The sequence below is a fragment of the Pseudarthrobacter sp. B907 genome (genome assembly GCF_040137805.1).
GTDB lineage: Bacteria > Actinomycetota > Actinomycetes > Actinomycetales > Micrococcaceae > Arthrobacter.
Map to the genome: position 1 here is coordinate 1 of NZ_JBEEQE010000015.1, position 24926 is coordinate 24926.

At 70.0% G+C, this 24926-nt stretch carries 21 protein-coding genes; 7 read left to right on the forward strand and 14 right to left on the reverse strand.

All coding sequences use genetic code 11. The features are described from left to right. Positions 1-371, forward strand: a 371-nt coding sequence (locus ABLI39_RS12930) for a hypothetical protein (protein WP_349413828.1), incomplete at its 5' end; no start/stop codon positions are given. Here the strand turns inward: ABLI39_RS12930 and tyrS are convergent. From tyrS to ABLI39_RS12945, 3 genes are all read right to left on the reverse strand, one after another. Further along, the gene (gene tyrS, locus ABLI39_RS12935; RefSeq protein WP_349413829.1) at positions 368-1681 is read right to left on the reverse strand and encodes a tyrosine--tRNA ligase; all 1314 of its coding nucleotides are present in this window, start codon (positions 1679-1681) and stop codon (positions 368-370) included. The genes ABLI39_RS12930 and tyrS overlap by 4 nt on opposite strands. 98 nt (positions 1682-1779) lie before the next feature. After that, positions 1780-4029: a HelD family protein gene (locus ABLI39_RS12940; RefSeq protein WP_349413830.1), complete on the reverse strand. Its 2250-nt coding sequence runs from the start codon at positions 4027-4029 to the stop codon at positions 1780-1782. 174 nt (positions 4030-4203) lie between these two features. After that, a complete protein-coding gene (locus ABLI39_RS12945; RefSeq protein WP_349413923.1) occupies positions 4204-4725 on the reverse strand; it encodes an adenine phosphoribosyltransferase in 522 nt (173 codons plus the stop codon). Between the two features lie 211 nt (positions 4726-4936). Between ABLI39_RS12945 and ABLI39_RS12950 the strand changes: the two genes are divergently transcribed. Continuing rightward, entirely contained in the window at positions 4937-5554 is a 618-nt protein-coding gene (locus tag ABLI39_RS12950; protein WP_349413831.1) for a GNAT family N-acetyltransferase, read from the forward strand. Here the strand turns inward: ABLI39_RS12950 and ABLI39_RS12955 are convergent. After that, positions 5524-6165, reverse strand: a complete 642-nt coding sequence (locus ABLI39_RS12955; RefSeq protein ID WP_349413832.1) for a DNA-3-methyladenine glycosylase — start codon at positions 6163-6165, stop codon at positions 5524-5526. The two genes, ABLI39_RS12950 and ABLI39_RS12955, sit on opposite strands and share 31 nt — an antisense overlap. Before the next feature lie 104 nt (positions 6166-6269). Here ABLI39_RS12955 and ABLI39_RS12960 point away from each other — a divergent pair, with 104 nt between their 5' ends. Further along, on the forward strand, positions 6270-7811 hold the full coding sequence (locus tag ABLI39_RS12960; protein WP_349413833.1) for a DNA-3-methyladenine glycosylase 2 family protein: 1542 nt from the start codon (positions 6270-6272) through the stop codon (positions 7809-7811). Further along, complete coding sequence (locus ABLI39_RS12965; RefSeq protein WP_349413834.1) at positions 7808-8323, forward strand: methylated-DNA--[protein]-cysteine S-methyltransferase; 516 nt, start codon at positions 7808-7810, stop codon at positions 8321-8323. The genes ABLI39_RS12960 and ABLI39_RS12965 overlap by 4 nt, the downstream gene beginning before the upstream one ends. A gap of 25 nt (positions 8324-8348) precedes the next feature. On the opposite strand, the gene ABLI39_RS12970 is transcribed toward ABLI39_RS12965, so the two are convergent. From ABLI39_RS12970 to argC, 10 genes are all read right to left on the reverse strand, one after another. Next, positions 8349-9089: a maleylpyruvate isomerase family mycothiol-dependent enzyme gene (locus ABLI39_RS12970; RefSeq protein ID WP_349413835.1), complete on the reverse strand. Its 741-nt coding sequence runs from the start codon at positions 9087-9089 to the stop codon at positions 8349-8351. Between the two features lie 54 nt (positions 9090-9143). Then, entirely contained in the window at positions 9144-9665 is a 522-nt protein-coding gene (locus tag ABLI39_RS12975; RefSeq protein ID WP_349413837.1) for a pyridoxine/pyridoxamine 5'-phosphate oxidase, read from the reverse strand. A gap of 138 nt (positions 9666-9803) precedes the next feature. After that, positions 9804-11219: an argininosuccinate lyase gene (gene argH, locus ABLI39_RS12980; protein ID WP_349413838.1), complete on the reverse strand. Its 1416-nt coding sequence runs from the start codon at positions 11217-11219 to the stop codon at positions 9804-9806. Then, the gene (locus ABLI39_RS12985) at positions 11219-12424 is read right to left on the reverse strand and encodes an argininosuccinate synthase (RefSeq protein WP_349413839.1); all 1206 of its coding nucleotides are present in this window, start codon (positions 12422-12424) and stop codon (positions 11219-11221) included. Before ABLI39_RS12985 ends, argH begins: the two co-directional genes overlap by 1 nt. A 57-nt stretch (positions 12425-12481) precedes the next feature. Beyond that, entirely contained in the window at positions 12482-13012 is a 531-nt protein-coding gene (locus ABLI39_RS12990; protein ID WP_138769703.1) for an arginine repressor, read from the reverse strand. Next, positions 13012-14001 carry an ornithine carbamoyltransferase gene (argF, locus tag ABLI39_RS12995; RefSeq protein WP_349413840.1) on the reverse strand — a complete coding sequence of 330 codons (990 nt, stop codon included), beginning with the start codon at positions 13999-14001 and terminating at the stop codon, positions 13012-13014. Before argF ends, ABLI39_RS12990 begins: the two co-directional genes overlap by 1 nt. An 8-nt stretch (positions 14002-14009) precedes the next feature. Next, positions 14010-15224, reverse strand: a complete 1215-nt coding sequence (locus ABLI39_RS13000; protein ID WP_349413841.1) for an acetylornithine transaminase — start codon at positions 15222-15224, stop codon at positions 14010-14012. Positions 15225-15292: 68 nt separating this feature from the next. Then, complete coding sequence (gene argB, locus ABLI39_RS13005; protein ID WP_349413843.1) at positions 15293-16228, reverse strand: acetylglutamate kinase; 936 nt, start codon at positions 16226-16228, stop codon at positions 15293-15295. A gap of 24 nt (positions 16229-16252) precedes the next feature. Continuing rightward, positions 16253-17419, reverse strand: a complete 1167-nt coding sequence (gene argJ / locus ABLI39_RS13010) for a bifunctional glutamate N-acetyltransferase/amino-acid acetyltransferase ArgJ (RefSeq protein WP_349413844.1) — start codon at positions 17417-17419, stop codon at positions 16253-16255. Further along, complete coding sequence (argC, locus tag ABLI39_RS13015) at positions 17416-18447, reverse strand: N-acetyl-gamma-glutamyl-phosphate reductase (protein WP_349413845.1); 1032 nt, start codon at positions 18445-18447, stop codon at positions 17416-17418. The genes argJ and argC overlap by 4 nt, the downstream gene beginning before the upstream one ends. Before the next feature lie 180 nt (positions 18448-18627). Between argC and ABLI39_RS13020 the strand changes: the two genes are divergently transcribed. The 3 genes from ABLI39_RS13020 (at position 18628) to ABLI39_RS13030 (ending at position 24804) form a co-directional block, all read left to right on the forward strand. Further along, positions 18628-19731: a fatty acid desaturase family protein gene (locus tag ABLI39_RS13020; protein ID WP_349413924.1), complete on the forward strand. Its 1104-nt coding sequence runs from the start codon at positions 18628-18630 to the stop codon at positions 19729-19731. Positions 19732-19826: 95 nt separating this feature from the next. Then, entirely contained in the window at positions 19827-20792 is a 966-nt protein-coding gene (locus ABLI39_RS13025) for a quinone oxidoreductase family protein (RefSeq protein ID WP_349413846.1), read from the forward strand. A gap of 58 nt (positions 20793-20850) precedes the next feature. Continuing rightward, on the forward strand, positions 20851-24804 hold the full coding sequence (locus ABLI39_RS13030) for a Pls/PosA family non-ribosomal peptide synthetase (protein WP_349413847.1): 3954 nt from the start codon (positions 20851-20853) through the stop codon (positions 24802-24804). Positions 24805-24926: the final 122 nt, after the last annotated feature.

Below are 24926 nucleotides of genomic sequence, written 5' to 3' on the forward strand. Positions count from 1 at the left end.
AAACTTGGCACACTATTGAGTTCTCAAACAACAGACACATTCGAATATTTGCCGAAACAATTCACTTAGTGAATTCATTTGCTTCGTTTTTCTTCGCTGCGATGTATTTAGCTTATTTCATTCATTTCCACTTTGCAAACCCGGAAGTTTTCCCGAATTTCACCTCGTCGAAGCGAATCCGCCCAGCAAAATTCGAAGCAATTTCGATTTCCCGCATTGTCTGCAAGAAGAATTGCTTCTCTTTGTTGGGGGTTTGTCACCACTCAGCGGCGGCGACTCAGAAAACATTACACGCTCCCCTCCGGCCGTGCAAATCGGCCGGAGAAGAGCGTGCTGGGGACGTAACCGGGCCCGGGGTACATGCCTGCTAGACGCCGGAAACCTCCACGGTTGCCAGGTTCTTCTTGCCGCGGCGCAGCAGCAGGAACCGGCCGTGCAGAAGTTCCGCGGGGGCGATGACGGCGTCGGGGTCCGAGATCTTGGTGTTGTTCACGTAGGCGCCGCCCTCGCCGACGGTCCGCCGGGCAGCGGACTTGCTTTCGGACAGCCCGGTGGCCACCAGCAGGTCGATGATGCCGAGGCCGGACCCGTCAACGGTGGCGGACGGCAGCTCCGCGGTCGCTGCCTGCAGGCTTGCTGCATCCAGGACCGTCAGGTCTCCCCCGCCGAACACGGCAGCCGAGGCCGCGATGACTTTCTCCGTAGCTTCCACGCCATGCACCAGCGAAGTCACCTCGTAGGCGAGTTTGCGCTGGCCTTCGCGGGCGAACGGGCGCTCCGCGACCGAGGCTTCGAGGGCTTCGATCTCGGCGCGGCTGAGGAAGGTAAAGACCTTGAGCCGCGCGGCGACGTCGGAGTCGGCGGTGTTAAGCCAGAACTGGTAGAAGGCGTAAGGGCTGCACATCTCGGCGTCGAGCCAGATCGCGTTGCCCTCGCTCTTGCCGAACTTGGTGCCGTCCGAGTTGGTGATCAGCGGGGTGCCCAGGGCATGCACGTGGTTGCCCTCCACCTTGCGGATCAGGTCCGTGCCGCTGGTGAGGTTGCCCCACTGGTCCGAACCGCCGGTCTGCAGCACGCAGCCGTAGTCGCGGAACAGCTGCAGGTAGTCCATGCCCTGCAGGATCTGGTAGCTGAACTCGGTGTAGCTGATGCCCTCATCGGAATTCAGGCGGGTGGCCACAATGTCCTTTTTGATCATGGTGCCGACGCGGAAGTGCTTTCCGATCCCGCGCAGGAAATCGATGGCGCTCAGCGGAGCGGTCCAGTCGAGGTTGTTGACCATCCGGGCCGCGTTCTCGCCCTCGAAGCTGAGGAAGCGCTGGACCTGGCCCTGCAGCCGGCCGACCCATTCGGCCACGGTCTCCGGGGTGTTGAGCACGCGTTCAGCGGTCTGCCGGGGGTCGCCGATCAGCCCGGTGGAACCTCCCACCAGCCCCAGGGGTTTGTGCCCGGCCAGCTGGAGCCGGCGCATCAGCATCAGTTGCACAAGGTTGCCGAGGTGCAGGCTGGGCGCAGTGGGATCGAAGCCGCAGTAGTAGGTCACGGGGTCGCCGGCGAGCAGCTTCTCCAGCTCCGCCTCATCCGTGGACACGTGGACGAGGCCGCGCCATTTCAGCTCCTGCCAGATGTTGGCGAAGCCGGGGTCGTTCTGCTGGGACTGAAGATCATTTAGCTGGGACACGGAATCTAAGTTAGCAGGAACGCCCGGGCCCGAAGGTCCCTCCCCGGGACGTGACGGAACGGCACGTCCCGTCACGCCCAAGGCTGGACACCAAGGGGCTAGCTGCGCGGACCGCGGCCTTCGTCTTCGATGCCGGCCGGCACGCCGGCGGCGGCGATGAGGCGCAGGCGCTGGGTGGGCCGGGTCATCGCCACGTACAGATCCCCCACCTTGCCGTGTTCGTGGTTGAGCATGGCGGACGGTTCCAGCACCACAACGCCGTCGAACTCCAGCCCCTTGGCCTCGCGGGGGCTGATCACCACGATGTCCTGCTCGTAGCTGCCCGCGCCTGTGCCGACGCGGCGGCCGTAGGCGCCGCGCAGCGCGGCCGTGGCCTCCGGCAGGAGCCCGCCGTCGGCGATGACAGCCAGCAGGCCGCCGTCGAGCGCGTCCAGCTCCTCGGGGAGGACCTCCAGGAGCCGGTCGACGATGGTGCCGGGCTTGACCCGGTCGATCACCGGCGACCAGCGGCCGTCGCGGACGGCCTTGGGGGCGGAGACGACGAGTCCGGCGGCGTTGGCCATCCGGGCCGCCGCCTCGGCGATCTGGGCCGGGGTGCGGTAGTTGACGGTGAGTTCCTCAAGCTGCCAGCGGTCCCCGAACATCGGGGCCAGGGCGCTCTGCCAGGACTTGGCACCGGCCACCGAGCTGGTCTGGGCGATGTCGCCGACGATCGTGAAGGACTTCAACGGGCAGCGGCGCACCAGCAGGCGCCACTGCATCGGCGACAGCTCCTGCGCCTCGTCCACCACAATGTGCCCGAATGCCCAGGTGCGGTCGCTCGTGGCGCGCTCGGCCGCGGTCAGCCGGCCCTCGCGCTCCTGGTTCTGGTCCACCAGTTCCTCGGCCGAGATCAGCACATCGACGCCGGCGGTTTCCATGTTGACCAGTGTCTGCTTGGCGTTGGCCAGGTCCCGGGCTCGGTCGTGCTCCTGCTGGGCCAGGCCGCGGCCGGCGGCCGGGTCCAGTTCACCAAGGAGTTCCGCTGCCTCGTCCAGCAACGGCACGTCGGCCTCGGTCCACGGCGAACCGGCGGGCCGCAGCAGCAAGTCGCGCTCGGCCTGGCTGAGGTCCGGGGTGCAGGCCGCCAGGATGGCGGGCTTGCTGAGCAGTTCCCCCACCAGCTTTTCCGGTGTCATCGGCATCCAGCACAGGTTCAGGGCCACGCGGACGTCCCTCGCCGAGCGGACGTCCTCGGCGAGGTAGGAGCGGTCGGCGTTGTTGCCGATGTTGCCGGCCTCGACCAGCTCGGTCATCTGCTCGGTGAGTTCCCGCAGCAGGATCTTGACGAAGGAGACCCGGGCCTCGTTGTGCGGCTTGCCGGTAGCGCGCGCCTTTTCCCGGGCACGGCGCACCTGGCGCGGCGTCAGCACCAGTTTGCGGCCGTCCACCTCGAGGATGCGGTTTTCGGCCGGGATCCGCTGCCGGTTGGCGACGGCGTTGGCCACCACCTCGGCCATGTCGAGCCGGCCCTTGATCGCCGCGACATCGGCGTCGTCCTCGGCGACGGCGTGGATGCCCGGCATCAGCCGGCCCAGGCTGGCCATAACAACACCGGTCTCACCCAGGGACGGCAGCACCCGTTCGATGTAATTCATAAACGACGAAGACGGGCCTACCAGCAGCACGCCGGCAGTCTTGAGCCGGTCCCGGTGGGTGTAGAGCAGGTAGGCCGCGCGGTGCAGCGCGACGGCGGTCTTGCCCGTGCCGGGCCCGCCCTGGACCACCAGGGCGCCGGAGATTGAGGAGCGGATGATCCGGTCCTGCTCGGACTGGATGGTCCCGACGATGTCCGACATCCGGCCGGTGCGCTTGGAGTTCAACGCGGCAAGAAGTGCGCCCTCGCCCTGCAGGGAGTCGTTGTCCGCCAGCAGGTCGGCGTCGAGCACGTCATCCTCGATCGCCTTGACCTCGCGGCCCTGCAGGATCAGGTGCCGGCGGCGGCGCACGCCCTGCCGGTCGAAAGCCGTGGCCTGGTAAAAGTGGCCGGCCTCGGGGGCCCGCCAGTCCACCATGAGCCGCTGCAGGTCCTCCGTGGTCAGGCCGATCCGCCCGATGTACTGGGCCTCGCCGGAGTCCAGGTCGAGGCGGCCGAACACGAGGCGGTCATCGACCGCGTCGAGCTGGGCCAGGCGGTCCTCGTAGAGTGCGGCGAACGCGTCCCGCTCGGAGACGTTCTGCATGGTGCCCACGGCGCCGGCACGGCGGACCTGGGCCAGCTGGGCGCGCTTTTCCGCCCGCAGCTCATCCAGCCGGGCGTACAAGCCGGCCACATAGTCGCGTTCATGGGCCAAATCAGCGTCGTGCATCGAGCGTTCCCCTATCGAAAAAGACAGACCAACCATTCTACAGCGATTTCGGTTAACGCTCCCGAAATATGTCGGTTTTCTTCCGGCTGCACTTTTTGTCAGGCATTCTACCGAGGCGGCGGCACCCGTCCAGACCAAGGCCCCGGAGGCCGGGGCGTGCCGCCCGGCTTCCGGCTACAGGCCCAGCAGGGAGTGGACGCGGTGTCCGGCCAGGGCGGCGCGTCCGTTCAGTTCGGCGAGTTCCATCACCACACCGACGCCGGCCACCTCGACGCCGCAGCGTTCGAAGAGGCGGGCGGCCGCGCCCAGCGTGCCGCCGGTGGCGAGGACGTCGTCGAGGATCAGCACCCGGGTGCCCGGCACCAGATCCGCGCTGTGCAGCTCCAGGGTGGCGGTGCCGTACTCCAGCGAGTAGTCCTCCGAGACGACCTCGCGCGGCAGCTTGCCGGCCTTGCGGACGGTGACGACCCCGGTCCCGGTCGCGTAGGCCGCGGCTGCGGCGAGCAGGAAGCCGCGGGCTTCCACGCCGGCGACGGCGTCGAACTGTCCGCGGAAGGGCTCAACCAGCGCGTCCACCATGGCCTTGAGCGCGCCGCCGTCGGCGAAGACCGGGGTCAGGTCCTTGAAGACGATGCCGGGCTTGGGATAGTCCGGGACGGTGGCACACAGGCTGGCAATCAGCTCCTGCACCGGCACGCTGGCGGCGCTGGGGGCGGTCTGGCCGGGCTGCCCGGCGGGGTTGGTTTGGGGTACGTGTCGGCTTGGATTCACCCGTCCACCTTACGCGGTGGCCAAGCCGCGGGTCGGGCCGGGCAGCACGCCCGGCCACCCGGGCGTTGCCAACTGTTCATGAGGAGGGCTCCGTTTTGCCGTTTCCCGGGTCCGGGCGCGGTGATTCAATACTGCAATGCAGCACGACATTTCCTTGTCCGGCCACGGCGTCTGCGCGGTTCCGCTTTCGCCGCGGCACGCGTCGGCGCTCTTTGACTTTGTGGATCCGCAGCTGTGGGCCGGCATGGCCGCGGCCCGGCCGAGGGACGCCGCGGAGCTGGCCGATTTGTTTCGAGCGCGGCTCAAGGACCCATCCGTTATTCCGTTCGCCGTTACGGACCAGCGGACCGGGGCGCTGCTGGGCGCCACCTCGCTCTGCGACTATTTCCCCACGCAGAATCGGATCGAGATCGGCGGCACGTTCTTCGGCCGCCAGTTCTGGGGCAGCCACGTCAACGCCGCGAGTAAGAACATGCTGCTTGGCTACGCCTTCGAGGTGCTTGGAGTGCACCGTGTCGGCTTCCGCTGCGACGCCACGAACGCGCGCAGCGCCGCCGCGATCCAGCGCCTGGGCGCCCAGTTCGAGGGGGTCCTGCGCGGATACCGGGCTGACCAGGACGGCGGGCGCTCGAACACCGCCGTCTATTCGATCCTTGCCGGGGAGTGGCCCGGGGTGCGCGAGGGCCTGCGGTCCCGTCTGGCCCCGTTTGCGGTTCCTGCCGGTTACGCCGTCCGGACCTTCGCGGCCTTGTAACGGGAGACGGTCGGGTCGCCGCTGAGCCAGAAGCGCCAGGGGTAGTCGTCGGTGCCGCCGGCGCCGGAGACGCCCACCCGCGGCCCGGAGCTAATTTCTGTCGACGGTTTGTCCGGCAGCTCGAGCCGGAATGGGGCACCGAGCGCGTCGCGGCCGCTGTCCGCCGTCGTCAGTCCCAGGGCGGTGGCGAAGCGGGCGGGGCCGCTGGCCAGGTCCTTGGGGGCCTTCGACGTCGGTCGCCGGGCCAGGGCCAGCTCCTCCCCCGCTACGACCTCCCCGGCGCGCAGCAGCACGGCGGAGGCTACCCCCTCGGGTCCGCAGACGATGTTGGCGCAGTGGTGCATGCCGTAGGTGAAGTACACGTAGAGGTGGCCGGCGGGGCCGAACATCGGGGCGTTCCGGCGGGTCTGGCCTCGGAACGTGTGCGAGCCGGGATCCGGGTGGAGCGAGTCCTCCGGCCCCAGGTAGGCCTCGACCTCGGTGATCCGCACTGCCACCGTCCCGCCGTGGCTTTCGTGTGTGAGCACCGCGCCGAGCAGCTGCGGCGCCACGGTGCGGGCGTCGGCGGACAGCAGCCCGCGCAGGGCGTCAGGCGTCAGGCGCGAATCCATCCTCCGACTTTAACAAACCCACGGCGGCCGGCTGCGGCCGGGCCTCCACGGCCGTGTCCGATTTCCGCTAGCAGTGACCGGCTGGAAGCTGGCAGGATGGAGCCATGGACTTCTGGCAGCGCTACCGGGCGATCGACGCCCGGGACACCCGTTTCGACGGGCAGTTCTACACCGCTGTCCGGACCACCGGCATCTACTGCCGGCCTTCGTGCCCCGCACGGACGCCCAAGGCGGACAACGTCACGTTCTATGAGACCTCCGCTGCCGCGCACGACGCCGGCTACCGGGCCTGCAAGCGCTGCCTGCCCGAGGCCGTCCCCGGCACGCCGGCCTGGAACCTTCGCTCGGACCTTGCCGGCCGCGCCATGCGGCTGATCAACGACGGCGTGATCAACCGCGACGGCGTCGAGGGGCTGGCGTCCCGGCTGGGCTACTCCTCGCGCCAGCTCAACCGGATCCTCAGCCACGAACTCGGCGCCGGCCCGCTGTCCCTGGCCCGGGCCAGCCGCGCCCAGACCGCCCGCACCCTGCTGGTCTCCACCCCGATGAAGGCCGCCGACATCGCCTTCGCCGCCGGGTTCAGCAGCGTGCGCCAGTTCAACGAGACCATCGCTGAAGTCTTCGCCATGACCCCCTCGGAGCTGCGGGCCACAGCCCGGCACCAGCACGCGCCGGCCCGGACCGCGGCGTCCTCCACGGCCCTGACGCTGAACCTGCCCTACCGGGAGCCGTTCAATCCGGGCGTCTTCGAGTTCCTGGCCGTCCGCGCCATCCCCGGCATCGAGGAAGGCACGTCCACCTCGTACGCCCGGACGCTTCGGCTGGCCCACGGGGACGCCCGCTTCCGCGTGGAGTACGAAGCCGACGCTCCCGGGCGCCCGATCAGGCTCAGCATCGGCGCCGTGGACCTGCGGGACCTGGCCTCGCTGCTAAGCCGGGTCCGCCGCCTTTTGGACCTCGACGCCGACCCGGTCGCCATCGACGGGGCGCTGGGGGCCGACCCGCGCCTGGCGGCCAGTGTCGCGGCGGTGCCGGGGATGCGGATGCCGGGCGCCGTCGATCCGCAGGAACTGCTGATCCGCGCCATGATCGGCCAGCAGATCACCGTGGCCGCGGCCAGGACGGCCCTGGTCCAGCTTTCCGCGTGCGGCGGCGCGAGCCTGGTGCCCGCGGACGGACTGCACGGGATCTTCCCGACGGCGGCCGAGATCGCGGACGGCGGGTTCCAGTTGCTCCGCGGGCCGCTGCGCCGGATCGATTCCATCCGCGGCGCCGCGGCGGCGATGGCCGCGGGTGAGCTGGACTTCGGCTACGGCGACGACCTGGCCGGGCTGCAGGCCAAGCTCCTGCCGCTGCCCGGCGTCGGACCCTGGACGGTGGGGTACGTCGCGATGCGGGTGATCGGCGCCCCTGATGTGTTCCTGGCCAACGACGCGGCGGTCCGTAACGGCATCCGCTCGCTCGCCCAGGCGGCCGCCCCGGATATGCTCGCCCCGGATTCGTTGCCACCCGTTCCGCTCTCGCCCGATTTCCGGGAGCTCAGCCCCTGGCGTTCCTACGCCACCATGCACCTCTGGCGCGCGGCCGCCGCGGCCCAGTCCGCAGCCCGCATCAAGAAACTCTCCCCGAAGAAAGTGACGCAATGAACGCCCAGCTCTTGACCATGGACACGCCCGACGGCCCGTTCACCATCATCGCCCGCGACGGCGCCGTGCTGGCCTCCGGCTGGACCGCGGTGCCCGGCGAACTCACCGGCCAAATCCACGCCGAGCTGCTCCCCGGCGGCTACGAACCGGTCGCGGAGCTGGGCGGGATCTCGGCCGCCGTCGAGGAGTTCTACGCCGGCAACCCCGGGGCCGCCATGGACGTGCCGGTGCTGCAGAAATCCGGTCCGTTCCGCAGCCACGCCTGGGACATGCTCCGGACCGTCGCCCCGGGGCATCCGGTGACGTACACCGAGTACGCGGAACTCTCGGGCAACGCCAAGGCGGTCCGGGCAGCGGCCAGTGCCTGCGCCTTCAACGCGGCCGCCTTGTTTGTGCCGTGCCACCGCGTGATTCGCACCGACGGGAGCCTGGGCGGCTTCCGCTGGGGGCTGGCGATCAAGGAGAGCCTGCTGGCCCGCGAACGGCAGCTGGCGCCGGTGCCGCAGGCCTAATCAAGCACCCCTGGCTCGAGTGGGCCTACTTGGTCACGGGGACACCCGCGGGCCAGGGCAGCAGCGCCGGCAGCTCAACGCCGTCGGCTGCGGCCGTGGCGCGCAGGCTGCCCAGGGTGGGGGTGCGCCCGGCGAGCCACGCCGCGATATCTGTGAGCATGCCGTTGATTACGGTCGAGCGCCCGCCCGCGGCGCCGAGCGCGACGGACGGCAGGCCGAGCGGCTGCAGCACGAACCTCTCCCCCTCCGGCACCCGGGCGGCCAGGAATTCGAAGAGGTGCTCGCAGAAGTGGCGGCTCCAGGTTTCCGGTCCGCGGCCCGTGCCGAGGTCGGTGGCGTGGATGGTGAGTTCGCGCCAGAGCGCCAGGCCGCCGTCGAACACCACGCCGTCTCGGAAGGTGATGGGCGCCTGCCAGCCTGCCGTGTCGAGTGCGCCGAACGCTGCCAGAGCGCGGCCGACGGCGGCGGTCACGGCGCCGCGGTGCTGCTCGGCGCCGTGGCCGGCACTGAGTTCGATGGCGCGGTTGCGCCCCTCGAAGCCGCCGTCGTAGAGCTCGATCTTTTCGCCGCGTGCCGCGTATTCGAGCTGGCGGGCCATCGCGTTGGCGATTCCGGCGACGTGGGCCAGGACGTGGCCGCGGGTCCAACCGGGAAGCTCCGAGGCGGCCGTGACGTCCGCGTCCGTTAGTTTCGCGGCGATTCCGGTCACGACGTCGGCGGCGCGGCGGAGTTCGTCCGGCAGGTTTTCCGGGGTGATTGAAGTCATGGCGCCCATCCTAACTGAGCGCCCGGATTAACCCTGATTAACTGGGCTTGCCGTTCAGCGCGGCCCGTAGCGGTGCCGGATGTGCCCTCGGTCATGCCGGGCCTGCCAGAATTCCAGCTCCTTCGGACGCAAGGCATAGAGCTGCCAGGCTGGATTTTCGCTGCCGTCGGCGCCGGGCCTGGCGTGCCAGTCGGCGGCGGACGCCTCCGCGGAGAGCACCACCACGTCCCCGGCAACGCGGACCTGGCGGCCTTGCTGCTGCCAGAAGAAGTTGAGCGCCGCATTCGGGTTGGCGCTCAGCTCCCGCCCCTTTCGGGACTCGCGGGAGGTAGCGAAGTGCCAGCCGTCGGCGTCGATGTCCTTGAGGATCAGCATTCGCGAGGACGGCCGCCCCTGCCCGTCCGCGGTAGCCAGGCTGCAGGCGTTGGGCTGCGGAACCCCGGCGGCCAGCGCTTCGGCGAGCCACTGCCGGAACAGCTCGGCGGGGTCCTCGGGCGCCGTTTCCGGGTCGAAGTCAGGGAGTACCTCCGGGAAATCGGGCAGGGACCGCAGGAACTGGCGGAACGATTCGCTCATCCCGTCATGCTACCGAGTGCTGTTCGGCCGCGAACGCACAACGCTCCCTCACCTTTGGCAGGAAACACACCGACGCTCCTGCAGGAATTGCAGGAGCGTCAGTGGAAACGCCGTCCGAAGTGAGGGAGCGTCTGGTTGCTAGCCCGCGTAGCCGCGGACGGCGTCGAGCTCGCCTTCGAGGGCCAGCAGCTGGCGCTCGACGGCGGCCGGCGCGGTGCCGCCTTGGGAGTTCCGGCTGTTGAGCGAGCCATCGGTGGACAGGACCGTGCGGACCTCCGGGGTCAGGTGCTCCGAGATGGCGGCGTATTCCTCGTCCGTGAGGTCCCAGAGTTCGACGTCGCGGCTTTCGGCCTGCTTCACGGCGGCGCCGGAGAGCTCGTGCGCCTCGCGGAACGGCACGCCCTGACGGACCAGCCACTCGGCGATGTCCGTGGCCAGCGCGAAGCCCTGGGGTGCCAGCGATTCCATCCGCTCGGTGTTGAACTTCAGCGTCGCGATCATGCCGGACACGGCCGGAAGCAGCAGCTCCAGGGTGTCGGCGGCGTCGAAGACCGGTTCCTTGTCCTCCTGCAGGTCGCGGTTGTAAGCGAGCGGCAGGCCTTTGAGGGTGGCGAGCAGCCCGGTCAGGTCGCCGATCAGCCGGCCGGCCTTGCCACGGGCCAGCTCCGCCACGTCCGGGTTCTTCTTCTGCGGCATGATCGAGGAGCCGGTGGAGTAGGAATCGTGCAGTGTCACGAAGGAGAACTCCTTCGTTGCCCACAGGATCACTTCCTCCGAGACCCGGGACAGGTCCACGCCGATCATGGCCGAGACCCAGGCGAACTCGGCGAAGACATCGCGGGAGGCGGTGCCGTCGATCGAGTTGTGGGTGGCCGAGTTGAAGCCCAGGTCCGCCGCGACGGCCTCCGGGTCCAGGCCGAGCGAGGACCCGGCGAGGGCGCCGGAGCCGTAGGGCGATACCGCCGCGCGCTTATCCCAGTCCTCCAGCCGCTGCACATCGCGCAGCAGCGCCCAGGCGTGGGCCAGCAGGTGGTGGCTGAGCAGGACCGGCTGGGCATGCTGAAGGTGGGTGCGGCCGGGCATGGCCACGCCCTGGTGGGCCTTGGCCTGGCCGATGAGCGCGTCGATCGTGGCGAGCACACCACGGGCGATGATCCGGGCGTGGTCGCGCAGGAACATCCGGCCCAGGGTGGCGACCTGGTCGTTGCGGGACCGGCCGGCGCGGAGCTTGCCGCCGAGCTGGGTTCCGGCGCGCTCGATCAGGCCGCGCTCCAGCGAGCCGTGCACGTCCTCGTCGGACTCGGCCGGGGTGTACGCGCCGGAGGCGACGTCCGCATCCAGCCGGTCCAGGGCGTCGAGCATGCCCGCGAGTTCGGCGTCGTCCAGCAGCCCGGCCGTGTGCAGCACGCGGGCGTGCGCCTTGGACCCGGCGATGTCGTAGCGGGCCAGCCGCCAGTCGAAGTGCGTGGACTTGCTCAGCGCCGCAAGGGCGTCCGCGGGGCCGCCGGCGAACCGGCCGCCCCACAGCGCACCTTCGTTGGTTGCGGACGCCATTACTTACCGGCGACGCGGATGTCGCGGCCGGAGGCAACCTTGGCCGACATGCCCCACAGCTCGATGAAGCCGCGCGCCATCGACTGGTCGAAGGTGTCGCCGGTGTCGTAGGTGGCGAGGTCGAAGTCGTAGAGCGAGGTCTCGGAGCGGCGCCCGTTGACGATCGCCTGGCCGCCGTGCAGCACCATGCGGATGTCGCCGGAGACGTAGCGCTGGGTGTCCAGGATGAAGGCGTCCAGGGAGCGCTTGAGCGGGGAGAACCACTGGCCGTCGTAGACCAGCTCGGCCCAGCGCTGGCCGACGGTCGCCTTGAAGCGGGCCTGCTCGCGCTCGATCGTGATGTCCTCGAGGTGCTTGTGCGCAGTGATCAGCGCCATCGCGCCGGGGGCCTCGTAGATTTCGCGGGACTTGATGCCGACGAGGCGGTCCTCGACGACGTCGATCCGGCCGACGCCCTGGGCGCCGGCGCGGCGGTTCAGTTCCTTGATGGCCTGCAGCGGGGTGACCTTGACGCCGTCGATCGCGACCGGGATGCCGGCTTCGAAGGAGATGGTGACTTCATCCGGGGCCGGCGGGAATTCCGGGGTGGCGGTGTAGTCGTAGATGTCCTTGGTGGGGGCGTTCCAGATGTCCTCGAGGTAGCCGGTTTCGACGGCGCGGCCCCAGACGTTCTGGTCGATCGAGTACGGGTTCTTTTTGGTGGTCTCGATCGGCAATCCCTTTTCCTCGGCGAAGGCAATGGCCTTGTCGCGGGTCAGGGCGAGGTCGCGGACCGGGGCGATGCACTTCAGGTCCGGGCCCAGGGTCTGGATGCCGACCTCGAAGCGGACCTGGTCGTTGCCCTTGCCGGTGCAGCCGTGCGCCACGGTGGTGGCGCCGAATTCGCGGGCGGCCTTGACCAGGTGCTTGACGATCACCGGGCGGGAGATGGCCGAGACCAGCGGGTAGTGGCCCTGGTAGAGGGCGTTGGCCTGCAGCGTGGGCATGCAGTATTCATTGGCGAACTCGTCCGACGCATCGGCCACGTAGGCCTCGGCGGCGCCGCAGCCCAGGGCACGCTGGCGGATGGTCTCCAGCGACTCGCCGCCCTGTCCGACGTCGACCGCCACGGCAATGACCTCGGCGCCGGTCGCTTCACCGATCCAGCCGATGGCTACGGAAGTATCCAGGCCACCGGAGTAGGCCAGCACAATACGCTCAGTCACTTCAAATGCTCCTTAGTTGTTGGTTCTTGGTTGTCTGGTGAAAGTTCACGGGGAAGGTCATTGGCCGGCTTCTTCGGCCAGCTGCAGGAAGCGGGCGGCGACGGCGGCGCCGCCGGCCGGGTCACGGGTGACCAGCAGCACGGTGTCGTCCCCGGCGATCGTGCCGAGGATCGAGGGCATCACCGAGTGGTCGATGGCGAGGGCCAGGAAGTTCGCGGCCCCCGGCGGGGTCCGGAGCACCACGAGGTTCGCGGACGCCTCGGCCGTGACGAGCAGTTCGCCGCAGAGCCGCGCGAGCCGGGCGTCGAGGATTTCCTGGGTTACCCCGGACTTGGCGCCGCGTTCGCCGCCCTCCCCCGGCACGGCGTACACGAGCACGCCGTCCTTGCCGCGGACCCGGACGGCGCCGAGTTCCACGAGGTCGCGGGAGAGCGTGGCCTGGGTGACCTGGACGCCGTCGTCCGCGAGCAGCGCCGCGAGTTCGGCCTGCGAGCGGACGGATTCGCCGGTGAGGATCGCGGTGATCCGCGCCTGCCGGGCCGTTTTGGTGGCCGGGCTGGCCCCCTGGGCGGCAGGCTGGACGGACATTAGCCGAGTCCTTCAACCACGGCCAGGCCGGAGCGGTGCATGAGCCAGGCCATCAGGGCCTTCTGGGCGTGCAGCCGGTTCTCGGCCTCGTCCCAGACTACGGACTGCGGGCCGTCGATCACGCCGGCGGCGATTTCGTAGCCGCGATAGGCCGGCAGGCAGTGCAGCACGACGGCGTCGGGGGCGGCGAGTTTCATCGCGTCCTCGTCGACGGAGTATTCGCGGAACAGCTGCAGCCGGGCTTCCTTCTCGTCCTCCTGGCCCATCGACACCCAGGTGTCGGTGGCGACGACGTCGGCACCGCGGAGCGCCTCGGCGGCGTCGACCGTGACGAGCACCGAGCCGCCGGTCTTGGCGGCGCGTTCCTCGGCGGCGGCGACGATCTCCGCGGCGGGCAGGTAGCCCTCCGGGCCGGCGATGCGCACGTGCATGCCGGCGGTGACGCCGGCCAGCAGGTAGGAGTTGGCCATGTTGTTGGCCGCGTCGCCGAGGTAGCTCATGGTCAGGCCCGCCAGCTCGCCCTTGTTCTCCTTGACGGTGAGCAGGTCGGCCAGGAGCTGGCAGGGGTGGTAGTCGTCGCACAGGGCGTTGATGACCGGGACGCCGGAGTTTTCCGCCATCGCGACCAGGCCGGCGTGCGCGCCGGTCCGCCACACGATGGTGGACACCATACGTTCGAGGACCTTGGCGGTGTCCTCGACCGATTCCTTGTGGCCGATCTGCGCCTCGCCCGGGTTGATGATGAGCGCGTTGCCGCCCATATCCGCAATGCCGGTGGCGAAGGAGACGCGGGTGCGGGTGGAGGTTTTGTCGAAGATCACGGCCACGGTCTTGCGGCCGCTGCCCTCCGCGGCGAAGGGCTGGACGCTGTAGGGCGCGGCCTTCATCCGGACCGCGAGCTCCAGGACCTCGGCCTGCTCGGCCGGGGTGAGGTCCGTGTCCTTGAGGAAGTGGCGGGTAGGTCCTGCCGACGTTTCAGTTGCATTCATGGAGGCAGTCACTGGGCGTCCTTTGCGGTCCGGAGGAGGGCCGGCAGCGCGGCGAGGAAGCGGTCGGCCTGCTCCTTGGAGAGGATCAGCGGCGGCGCGAGCCGGATGGTGTGCGGGCCGGGGCTGTTGAGGATAAATCCGGCGTCGAGTCCCGCGGCGACGACGGCGGGGGCGACGTCGGCGTCCAGGTCGAAGCCGATCAGCAGGCCCTCGCCGCGGACCTCGGTGACGCCGTCGATTCCGGCGAGGCCGGAGCGCAGGTGCTCCCCCACCGCCCGGACGTGGGCGAGCACCTGCTGGTTTTCCAGCACGTGCAAGGTGGCCAGGGCCGCCGCGGTGGCCACCGGGTTTCCACCAAAGGTCGTCCCGTGCTGGCCGGCGGACAGCAGGGCGGACACCTCCGGGCCGAAGGTCACCAGGGCGCCGATCGGGAAGCCGCCGCCGAGGCCCTTCGCGAGGGTCACGGCGTCGGGGACTATCCCGGCGTCCTCGCTGGCCAGCCACTTGCCGGTGCGGCCGATGCCGGTCTGTACCTCGTCCAGGATCAGCAGCGCGCCGGCGGCGGTGGTGGCCTCGCGGGCCGCCTTCAGGTAGCCGGCGGGCAGCGGGCGGACGCCGGCTTCGCCCTGGATCGGTTCGAGGAAGACGGCGGCGGTGGTGTCGTCAATCGCGGCGCGGAGCGCCTCGATGTCGCCGAACGGCACGTGCACGACGCCGCCGGGCAGCGGCGCGAACGGTGCACGGTAGGCCTCCTTGGAGGTCAGCGCGAGGGCGCCCATGGTGCGGCCGTGGAAGGCGCCCTCGAGGGCGATGATTTTGGTGCGCGGCGTCTGGTCCGTGCCTGCATTGCGCCGGGCGAGCTTGAAGGCCGCCTCGACCGCTTCCGTTCCCGAGTTGGCGAAGAATACCTTGGACCCGGCGGGCGCCTTGCTAATCTCCAGCAGCTTCTCGGCCAGGGCCACCTGGGTGGGGCTGGTGAAGAAGTTGGAGACGTGGCCCAGGGTGGCGAGCTGGCTGGAGATCACCGAGGTGACGAACGGGTGCGCGTGGCCGAGGGCGTTGACCGCGATCCCGCCGAGCAGGTCCAGGTACTCCTTGCCGTCGGCGTCCCAGACGAGGCAGCCGGCGCCCCGGACCAGCACACGCTGCGGGGTGCCGAAGACGCCCAGCAGCGAGGAAGAGTAGCGGGACAGCCACTGCGCGCCGCTACTCTTTCCAGTCATAACGGAAGCTGTGGGGGCCGAGCCGGCGATGGGGGCCTCCGCAGCGGAATGGTTAAGTTCGGTGCTGCTCACTGTGCGTTCACTTCCTCGTCCGGGACGACCTGCGTGCCGATGCCGGCGGTCGTAAAGGTTTCCAGCAGCATCGAGTGCGGCAGCCGGCCGTCCACGATGTGCGCGCGTTCGACGCCGTCGTCAACGGCTTTCAGGCAGGCCGCCATCTTCGGGATCATGCCGGACTCCAGGCGCGGCAGCATCTCGCGCAGTTCCGAGGCCGTGAGCGAGGAGATCAGCGAGGAGCGGTCCGGCCAGTTGGCGTAGAGGCCTTCGACGTCGGTCAGGATGACCAGTTTGGAGGCGCCCAGGGCGGACGCGACGGCGGCCGCGGCCGTGTCCGCGTTGACGTTGAGCACCTGGCCGGTGGTGGAGCGGTCGTCGTGGATTTCCGGCGCGACAGTGGAGATCACCGGGATCCGGCCGGCCGCGATGATGTCCAGGATGCCTTCCGGGTTCACGCCGACGACTTCGCCGACGAGGCCCAGGTCCACCTCTTCTCCATCGACGACGGTGCCGGTGCGCACTGCGCGCAGCAGCCCGCCGTCCTCACCTGACATGCCGACGGCGTAGGGGCCGTGCGAGTTGATCAGGCCCACGAGTTCACGGCCCACCTGGCCGGTCAGGACCATACGGACCACGTCCATGGCCTCGGGCGTGGTGACGCGCAGGCCGCCCTTAAACTCCGATTCGATGCCGAGCCGGCCGAGCATGGCGTTGATCTGCGGGCCGCCGCCGTGGACCACCACCGGGTGGATCCCCACGTGGTGCAGGAAGACGACGTCCTCGGCGAAGGCGCGGCGCAGCTCGTCGTTGACCATGGCGTTGCCGCCGTACTTGATCACCATCGTGGTGCCGGCGAAGCGCTGGATCCACGGCAGCGCCTCGATCAGGGTGCCGGCCTTGCCCTGCGCGTCGGACATCGAGGTCGTCTCGCGGGTCTGGGTGCTCATGGTGGGTGTCCCTCCGGGAACTGCCTAGCTGGAGTAGGCGCTGTTTTCGTGGACGTAGTCGTGCGTGAGGTCGTTGGTCCAGATGGTCGCCTCGGCGGTCCCGGCCTGCAGGTCGATCTCGACGAGGACTTCGCGCGGTTCCAGGTCAACGAGGTTCCGGTCGTCGCCGATGCTGCCGTTGCGGCAGATCTGCACGCCGTTCATCGACACATTGAGCTGGTCCGGTTCGAAGGCCGCGTCGGTGGTGCCGACGGCGGAGAGCACCCGGCCCCAGTTGGGGTCCTTGCCGAAGATGGCCGTCTTGAAGAGGTTGGAGCGGGCCACGGCCCGGCTGACCACCTCGGCGTCCTTTTCGCTGGCGGCGTTGAAGGTGCGGATGGCGATGTCGTGGCTGGCGCCCTCGGCGTCGCCGATCAGCTTGCGGGCCAGTTCGGCGCAGACCTGGGTGAGGCCCTTGCCGAAGTCGGCGGCGGAGGGGGCCGCGCCGGAGGCACCGGAGGCGAGCAACACCACGGTGTCGTTGGTGGACATGCAGCCGTCCGAGTCGGCCCGGTCGAAGGTGACGCGGGTGGCGTCGCGGAGGACGACGTCGAGCAGTTCGGGCTGGACGTCCGCGTCCGTGGTGAGCACCACCAGCATCGTGGCCAGGCCGGGGGCGAGCATGCCGGCGCCCTTGGCCATGCCGCCGATCGTGAATTCGCGGCCCTCGGCGTCGGTGCCGGTGAACACGGCCTGCTTGGAGACCGAGTCGGTGGTCATGATCGCGGTGGCGGCTGCCGGGCCGCCGTCGGCGCTCAGTTCCCCGGCGGCGACGGTGATCGCCGGGACCAGCTTGTCCATCGGAAGCTGCTCGCCGATCAGGCCGGTGGAGCAGACAAAGATGTCGGTCGCGGAGGCACCGAGTACCTCGGCGGTCTTCTCCGCGGTGGTGTGCGTGTTCTGGAAGCCCTGCGGCCCGGTGCAGGCATTGGCGCCGCCGGAGTTGAGGATGACGGCGTCCACGCGGCCGTCCTTGATGACCTCGCGCGACCAGTGCACCGGCGCCGCGGCCACCCGGTTGGAGGTGAAGACGGCGGCGGCGGCCTTGTTGGGGCCGTCGTTGACCACGAGGGCCAGGTCCGGGTTCCCGGAGGCCTTGAGGCCGGCCTTGACGCCGGCGGCCCGGAATCCCTGGGGGGCGGTGATGCTCACGGTGCGACTCCCTGCAGTTCGAGGCCGGCGGTTTCCGCCAGGCCGAGGGCAATGTTCATGGACTGCACGGCGCCGCCGGCGGTCCCCTTGGTGAGGTTGTCGATGGCGCAGGTGACGATCACGCGGCCGGCGCGGGCGTCAAGCGCCAGTTGCATCACGGCGTGGTTGGAGCCCTGCACGGACTTGGTGGAGGGCCACTGGCCCTCCGGCAGCAGGTGGACGAACGGCTCCTCGTCGTAGGCCTCGGCCCACGCGCGGCGCAGTTCCTCGGCCGTCACGCCCGGCCGCACCTTCGCGGTGGCGGTGGTGAGGATGCCTCGGCTCATCGGGGCCAGCGTGGGGGTAAAGGAGACGGTGACCGGAGCATTCAGCGCCTTGGAGAGTCCCTGCTCGATCTCCGGGGTGTGCCGGTGCCCGCCGCCGACGCCGTAGGGGCTCATCGAGCCCATCACTTCGGCGCCGATCAGGTTCACCTTCGCGGCCTTGCCGGCCCCGGAGGTGCCGGACGCGGCAACGATCACGACGTCGTCGCCCTGGAGCAGGTGGTTGCTGAAGCCGGGGGTGAGGGCCAGCAGGGCCGACGTCGGGTAGCAGCCGGGCACGGCGATCCGTTTGGCGCCGCGCAGGGCCTCGCGCTGGCCCGGGAGTTCGGGCAGGCCGTAGGGCCAGGTGCCGGCGTGCGGCGAGCCGTAGAACTGCTCCCACGCCGCCGGGTCCTCCAGCCGGTGGTCCGCGCCGGCGTCGATCACGACCGTGCCGGCCGGCAGCTGGGCGGCGATCGCCGCGGACGCGCCGTGCGGCAGAGCGAGAAATACGACATCGTGCCCGGCGAGGTTCTCCACGGTGGTGTCCTCGAGGATCCTGCCTGCCAAACCGTGGAGATGCGGCTGCAATTCCCCTAGTCTGGAACCGGCGTTGCTGTGCGCGGTGATGGCGCCGATGGTGACGTCGGGATGACCGGCCAGGAGCCGCAGGACCTCGCCGCCGGCGTAGCCGCTTGCACCGGAGACGGCAACAGAAATAGTCATAGCCACGAGTATACAGCAAGACTATGCATAGAGCCCGATATTTATGCATGCGGTCGGGTGTGTCCGGCACCCGGTCCGTTCCCAGCTGGCCCGCGTATGCTGGGCAGAGGGTGATCCAGACCGTGCCGCTGCAAATGCCAGCTGCAACGTTGCCCGTAACAGTTACGAGGCATGCGTTCCATGACCCCCTCCACCACACTTTCCGCCGACTCTCCGGCGCGCCCGCAGCCCAGGGTCCGTCAGCCGAACGCCGTCGTCCTGAGCTACTCGGAGCTGCTCAAGCGCGTCAAGGCCGAGGGCCTGCTGGAACGCCGCACCGGGTTCTACCTCACAGTGTTCTCCGTTTTGGTCCTGCTGATGACCGCCACCTGGTTCGGCTTCGCGCTGATTGGTGACAGCTGGTTCCAGCTGCTCATCGCCGCGGCCCTGGGCATCCTCTGCACCCAGCTGAGCTTCCTGGCCCACGAGGCCGGCCACCGGCAGATCTTCGCCTCGCGCCGCGCCAACGACTGGGCCGCGCGACTGCTCGCCACCTCCGTGGCCGGGATCAGCTACTCCTGGTGGGAGCAGAAGCACGGCGCGCACCACAACCACCCGAACGTCATTTCCAAGGACCCGGACATCGCCACCGGCGCGATCGCGTTCTTCCCGGAAGCGGCGGCCACCCGGCAGGGCCGGTTCTCCTTCCTGACCCGCAAACAGGGCTGGTTCTTCTTCCCGCTGCTGTTCCTGGTGGGCCTGGGCCTGCAGATCGATTCGATCAGGTTCATCGTCCGCCGCGCCAAGGTCACACACCGCTGGGTGGAGCTCCCCATCCTGGCGGCCCGCCTGAGCCTGCTTCCGGTCCTCGCCTTCACGTTCCTGCCGCTGGGCATGGCGTTCGCGTTCATCGGCGTGCAGCTGGCCGTCTTCGGCTTCTACATGGGCGCCTCCTTCGCCCCGAACCACAAGGGCATGCCGGTGCTGCCCGCGGACAGCCGGGTGGACTTCTTCAGCCGCCAGGTCCTGACCTCCCGGAACATCTCCGGGGGCCGCTTTATGGACATCCTGCTCGGCGGCCTCAACCGCCAGGCCGAGCACCACCTCTTCCCGGACATGGCGCGCCCGCAGCTGGACAAGGCCGCCGTGATCGTCCGCGAGTTCTGCGCCACGCACCAGGTCCCGTACACCGAAACCACCCTGCTGCAGTCCTACGGCATCATCGTGCGCTACCTCAACGACGTCGGCCTCGCCGCCGGCCGGCACTTCGAGTGCCCAATGGCCACCGTTACCCGCCGTTACTAGCCTCCTGCCGGGCATGCTTCGCCCGGCGCGCCCGGGTCCCTAGGATGGTCTCAGGGCGCCGATGAACCAGAGCGCCGCACTTCAAAAGGAGACACATGACGCACGCAATTGTGGCCCGGCAGTCCGGCGGACCCGAGGTCCTCGAACTGGCAGAAGTCGACCGTCCCGTTCCGGGCCCCGGCCAGCTCCTGATCAAGGTCGCCGCCGTCGGCGTGAACTTCATTGACACCTACAAGCGCAGCGGCGTGTACAAGGTGCAGTACCCCTTCACCCCGGGTTCCGAAGCCTCGGGAACCGTGGAGGAAACCGGCGACGGCGTGACCGGCTTCTCCGCCGGGGACCGGGTGGCGACGGCCGAGGGCGTCAACTGCTACGCCGGGTACGCCCTCGTGGACGCGGACAAGGCGCTGCCGGTGCCGCACGGCGTCGACGACTTCACCGCGGCCGCCCTCCCCCTCCAGGGCATCACGGCGCACTACCTGATCAACTCCTCCTTCAAGGTCGAAGCCGGCCACACCGTGCTGCTGCACGCCGGCGCCGGCGGCGTCGGGCTGCTGCTGATCCAGCTGCTCAAGGCCAGGGGCGCGCACGTCATCACCACGGTCTCCACCGACGAGAAGGAAGCGCTGGCCCGCGAGGCCGGCGCCGACCACGTGCTGCGTTACGACGGCTTCGCCGCGAAGGTGCGGGAACTGACCGGCGGCGCCGGCGCGCACGTGGTCTACGACGGCGTCGGGAAGGACACCTTCGACGGATCCCTGGCCGCCCTCCGGGTCCGCGGGACCCTCGTGCTCTTCGGCGCGGCGTCCGGTCCGGTGCCGCCGTTCGACCCGCAGCGGCTCAACGCCGGCGGCTCGCTGTACCTGACCCGGCCGACCATCACGCACTTCCTCCAGGACGCGCAGGAGCGCCGCTGGCGCTCCGACGAGCTCTTCGCCGCCGTGGCGGACGGCAGCCTCAAGGTCCGGATCGGCGCCCGCTACGACCTCGCCGACGCCGCCGCGGCCCACACCGACCTGGAGCAGCGGCGCACCACCGGCAAGGTCATCCTGGTCCCCTAAACACGCACGGGAGCCACACCAAATTCTCCCGTTCACCTGTCCCGAGGAGAATCACGCTGTGAATGAGCAGCAAACGCCGGCCGGCGGCACTCCCCCGGCGCGCCCCGCCTACCAGGCGCAGCTGCCGGGCGCCTCCGCGGCGCCTCCGGAACGGACCCTGATCGATGTCCTGCAGGACACCGCCAGCCGCTTCCCGGACGCCTCGGCCCTCGACGACGGCCACCGTTCCCTCAGCTACGCCCAGCTGATGGACGAGGTCCGGGCCGCCGCACGGAAGCTGCACCTGGCCGGCCTCGGCGCCGGGGACAAGATCGGCGTCCGGATCCCCTCGGGCACCAACGAGCTCTATATCTCGATCCTGGCCGTCATGTTCGTGGGCGCCGCCTACGTTCCGGTGGACGCGGACGATCCCGACGAGCGGGCGAAACTGGTGTTCGGCGAGGCCCGGGTCTCCGGCATCCTGCGCGCCGGCGGCACGATCGTCGCGGACACCGGCCGTCCCCGCCCGTTCCCGGCCGCCAGGCAGCCGGTCCCCGACGACGACGCCTGGGTGATCTTCACCTCGGGATCCACCGGCACGCCCAAGGGCGTCGCGGTGCGGCACAGTTCCGCGGCCGCGTTTGTCGACGCCGAGGCGCGGATCTTCCTGCAGGCCGAGCCGGTGGGCCCCCAGGACCGGGTGCTGGCCGGGCTCTCGGTGGCCTTCGACGCCTCCTGCGAGGAAATGTGGCTCGCGTGGCGGCACGGGGCCTGCCTGGTTCCGGCGCCGCGCGCCCTGGTCCGGACCGGCATGGACCTGGGGCCCTGGCTCATCAACCACGGCATCACGGTGGTCTCCACGGTGCCCACCCTCGCGGCGCTGTGGCCGGTCGAGTCGCTGGAGAGCGTCCGGCTGCTGATCTTCGGCGGCGAGGCGTGCCCGCCCGAACTCGCCGATCGCCTCGCCGTGGACGGCCGCGAGGTCTGGAACACCTACGGGCCCACGGAGGCCACCGTCGTCGCCTGCGCCGCGCCCCTGGGCGGGCCGGGACCGGTCCGGATCGGGCTCCCGCTGGACGGCTGGGACCTCGCCGTCATCGGCTCCGACGGGGTGCCTGTCCCCGAGGGCGGGATTGGGGAACTGATCATCGGCGGCGTCGGGCTGGCCCGCTACCTCGATCCGGCCAAGGACGCGGAAAAGTACGCGCCGCTACCGGCCCTGGGCTGGTCCCGCGCCTACCGCTCCGGCGACCTGGTCCGCTACGAGCGGGCGGGCCTGCTCTTCATGGGCCGCGCCGACGAACAGGTCAAACTCGGCGGCCGCCGGATCGAACTCGGCGAGATCGACGCCGCACTCCAGGCGCTCCCCGACGTCGCCGGCGCGGCCGCGGCGGTGCGCACGACGGCGGCCGGCAACCAGGTGCTGGTCGGTTATCTGTCACTGGCAGACGGCCGGGAGCTGGATCTGGCGGCCGCGAGGGAACTGCTCGCCTCCAGCCTGCCCGCGCCGCTGATTCCGTTGCTCACCGTGGTGGACGCCCTGCCGACCAAGACCAGCGGCAAGGTGGACCGGCACGCCCTGCCGTGGCCGCTGGCCGGCGCGGGCGCTGCCGACGCCGCGGCGGCGCCGTTGAACCTGCCCGACGACGCCCGTTGGATCGTTGAGCAGTGGAGCGCCGTGCTGGGCGGGACCGTCGCGGACCTGGACGCCGACTTCTTTGCCTTCGGCGGTGGGTCCCTGGCAGCGGCCCAGCTCGTCTCGGCGCTGCGGGTCCGCTACCCGACCATCACGGTGGCGGACATCTATGCCACACCCCGGGTCGGTGCCTTGATTGACGCGGCCCGCCAGTCCCTGCCGGAGGGCGGGGCCGCCGCCGCCGGCGAGCGATCCGTGCGGCCCACCTCCCGCCGCGCCCAGTGGGCGCAGACGCTGCTGGGTGTTCCGCTGCATATCCTCGTCGGCATGCGCTGGCTGACCTACCTGATGGCGGCCAACAACCTGCTGGCGTCCCTGGCCGGTTTCACCGCGGCGCCGACGCTGTCCTGGTGGTGGGTGGCCGCATCCTGGCTGGTATTCGTGAGCCCCGCGGGGCGGATGGCAATCTCGGTCGCCGCGGCCCGGCTGCTGCTGCGCAACGTCGCCCCGGGAAGCTACCCCCGCTCGGGCAAGGTCCATCTACGCCTGTGGCTGGCCGAGCAGATCCAGGACCTGGCCGGCGCCATCAGCCTGGCCAGCGCGCCGTGGGTGCCGTACTACGCCCGGGCCCTCGGCGCCACCATCGGCAACAACGTCCAGCTCCACTCACTGCCGCCCGTCACGGGAATGCTATCGCTGGGCACCGGCTGCAACGTCGAGCCCGAGGTCGACCTCTCCGGCTGGTGGATCGACGGCGACTCCGTCCACATCGGCGCGATCCGGATCGGCGCCGGGGCCGTCGTCGGGGCCCGCAGCACCCTCATGCCCGGCGCGAGCATCGGTGCCGGGGCGCAGGTGGAACCAGGCTCCGCCGTCCTCGGCCGGGTCAAGGCCGGCCACCTGGTGGCCGGGTCCCCGGCGGAACGCCGGGGCAAGGCCAAACAAGGCTGGCCGGACAGCCCGCCGGAGCACCGCCTGATCGGGCGGTTATGGTTTGCCGGCTTCGCCTCAGCCTCGGCCGTGCTGGCCCTGATCCCCTACTTGTCCGCCGCGGCGGCCGCACTGGTCATGTTCGGCTTCATCCAGGGCCGGGACTCGCTGGCCGCGGCGCTGCCGCAACTGGCCCTCTCGTTCCCGCTGGCCGCCCTGGCGTGGTTCGGCACCAACCTGGTGCTGGTCCTCGCCACCACCCGGCTCCTCGGGATCGGCCTGCGCGCCGGCTACTACCGGGTGCGCAGCCGGATCGGCTGGCAGGTCTGGGCGACGGAACGGGTCCTTGACCTGGCCCGCGACCTGCTCTTCCCGGTCTACGCCAGCCTGTTCACCCCGGTCTGGCTGCGGCTCCTCGGCGCCCGGATCGGCCGTAACGTGGAGGCGTCCACCGTGCTGCTGATCCCGAAAATGACGACCGTGGGCGAGGGCGCCTTCCTGGCCGATGACACGTTGATCGCGTCCTACGAGCTCGGCGGCGGCTGGATGCGGATTGCGCCGGCCAAGGTGGGCAAACGCTCCTTCCTTGGTAACTCCGGGATGACGGCCGCGGGACGGAACGTTCCCAAAAACTCCCTCGTGGCGGTGCTCTCCGCGACCCCTGCCAAAGCGAAGTCCGGCACCTCCTGGCTGGGCAGCCCGCCGGTGCGGCTGCGACGGACCGCCATCGCCTCTGACGACACCCGCACCTTCCAGCCGCCGGCGCGGCTCAAGCTGGCCCGGGCCCTGTGGGAGCTGTGCCGTTTTGTCCCGGTGGTGCTCACGGTCGCCGTGGCCGCGGGGGTGCTCGTGGTCTTGGACTGGCTGGCCGGCACCTTCAATTACGGCGTGGCGGCGGTCCTGGGCGGCGTGGTGGTGCTGCTGGCCGGCGCGGCCGCCGCGGGCAGCGCCGTCGTCGCCAAGTGGCTGCTGGTGGGGCGCATCCGCGCCGGCGAGCACCCGCTGTGGAGCTCGTTCATCTGGCGGAACGAGGTGGTGGACACCTTCATCGAGATGGTCAGCGCCCCCTGGTTCGCGCGGGCCGCGTCCGGCAGCCCGGCGCTGGTGTGGTGGCTGCGTGCGCTCGGCGCCAAGATCGGGGCCGGAACGTGGTGTGAAAGCTACTGGCTCCCCGAGGCCGACCTTGTCACCCTGGGCCGGAGCGCTACGGTCAACCGCGGCTGCGTGGTCCAGACCCACCTGTTCCACGACCGGGTCATGAGCATCGACACTGTTACGCTCGACGACGGGGCCACGCTGGGCCCGCACGGGGTCATCCTGCCGCGCGCCCGGATCGGCACCGGGGGCACAGTCGGACCGGCATCCCTCGTGATGAGGGGGGAAACCGTGCCGGCCGCCACCTACTGGATGGGGAATCCGGTCAGCCCGTGGGGCGGCCCGGACGTCCCGGCCCCCAAGCCCAAGTAGCCCCGCCCGTGATGGCCATGCCGAGAGCACCACGCCCACCGCAACCACTGAAGGCCTTTTAATGAGTCCAACCGCTTCAGCCGCCGAGGAATATCCCGCCGAACTACCTCCCGAACTGCCCG

Coding starts and splice junctions, on each gene's coding strand:
- ABLI39_RS12965 (WP_349413834.1), top strand. CDS start 7,808: ATGAACGCCCAGCTCTTGACCATGGACACGCCCGACGGCCCGTTCACC.
- argB (WP_349413843.1), bottom strand. CDS start 16,228: ATGAGCACCCAGACCCGCGAGACGACCTCGATGTCCGACGCGCAGGGC.
- argH (WP_349413838.1), bottom strand. CDS start 11,219: ATGGCGTCCGCAACCAACGAAGGTGCGCTGTGGGGCGGCCGGTTCGCC.
- argF (WP_349413840.1), bottom strand. CDS start 14,001: ATGAATGCAACTGAAACGTCGGCAGGACCTACCCGCCACTTCCTCAAG.
- ABLI39_RS12960 (WP_349413833.1), top strand. CDS start 6,270: ATGGACTTCTGGCAGCGCTACCGGGCGATCGACGCCCGGGACACCCGT.
- ABLI39_RS12975 (WP_349413837.1), bottom strand. CDS start 9,665: ATGAGCGAATCGTTCCGCCAGTTCCTGCGGTCCCTGCCCGATTTCCCG.
- ABLI39_RS12950 (WP_349413831.1), top strand. CDS start 4,937: ATGCAGCACGACATTTCCTTGTCCGGCCACGGCGTCTGCGCGGTTCCG.
- argC (WP_349413845.1), bottom strand. CDS start 18,447: ATGACTATTTCTGTTGCCGTCTCCGGTGCAAGCGGCTACGCCGGCGGC.
- ABLI39_RS12955 (WP_349413832.1), bottom strand. CDS start 6,165: ATGGATTCGCGCCTGACGCCTGACGCCCTGCGCGGGCTGCTGTCCGCC.
- ABLI39_RS13020 (WP_349413924.1), top strand. CDS start 18,628: ATGACCCCCTCCACCACACTTTCCGCCGACTCTCCGGCGCGCCCGCAG.
- ABLI39_RS12940 (WP_349413830.1), bottom strand. CDS start 4,029: ATGCACGACGCTGATTTGGCCCATGAACGCGACTATGTGGCCGGCTTG.
- ABLI39_RS13025 (WP_349413846.1), top strand. CDS start 19,827: ATGACGCACGCAATTGTGGCCCGGCAGTCCGGCGGACCCGAGGTCCTC.
- ABLI39_RS12990 (WP_138769703.1), bottom strand. CDS start 13,012: ATGTCCGTCCAGCCTGCCGCCCAGGGGGCCAGCCCGGCCACCAAAACG.
- ABLI39_RS13000 (WP_349413841.1), bottom strand. CDS start 15,224: ATGACTGGAAAGAGTAGCGGCGCGCAGTGGCTGTCCCGCTACTCTTCC.
- ABLI39_RS12970 (WP_349413835.1), bottom strand. CDS start 9,089: ATGACTTCAATCACCCCGGAAAACCTGCCGGACGAACTCCGCCGCGCC.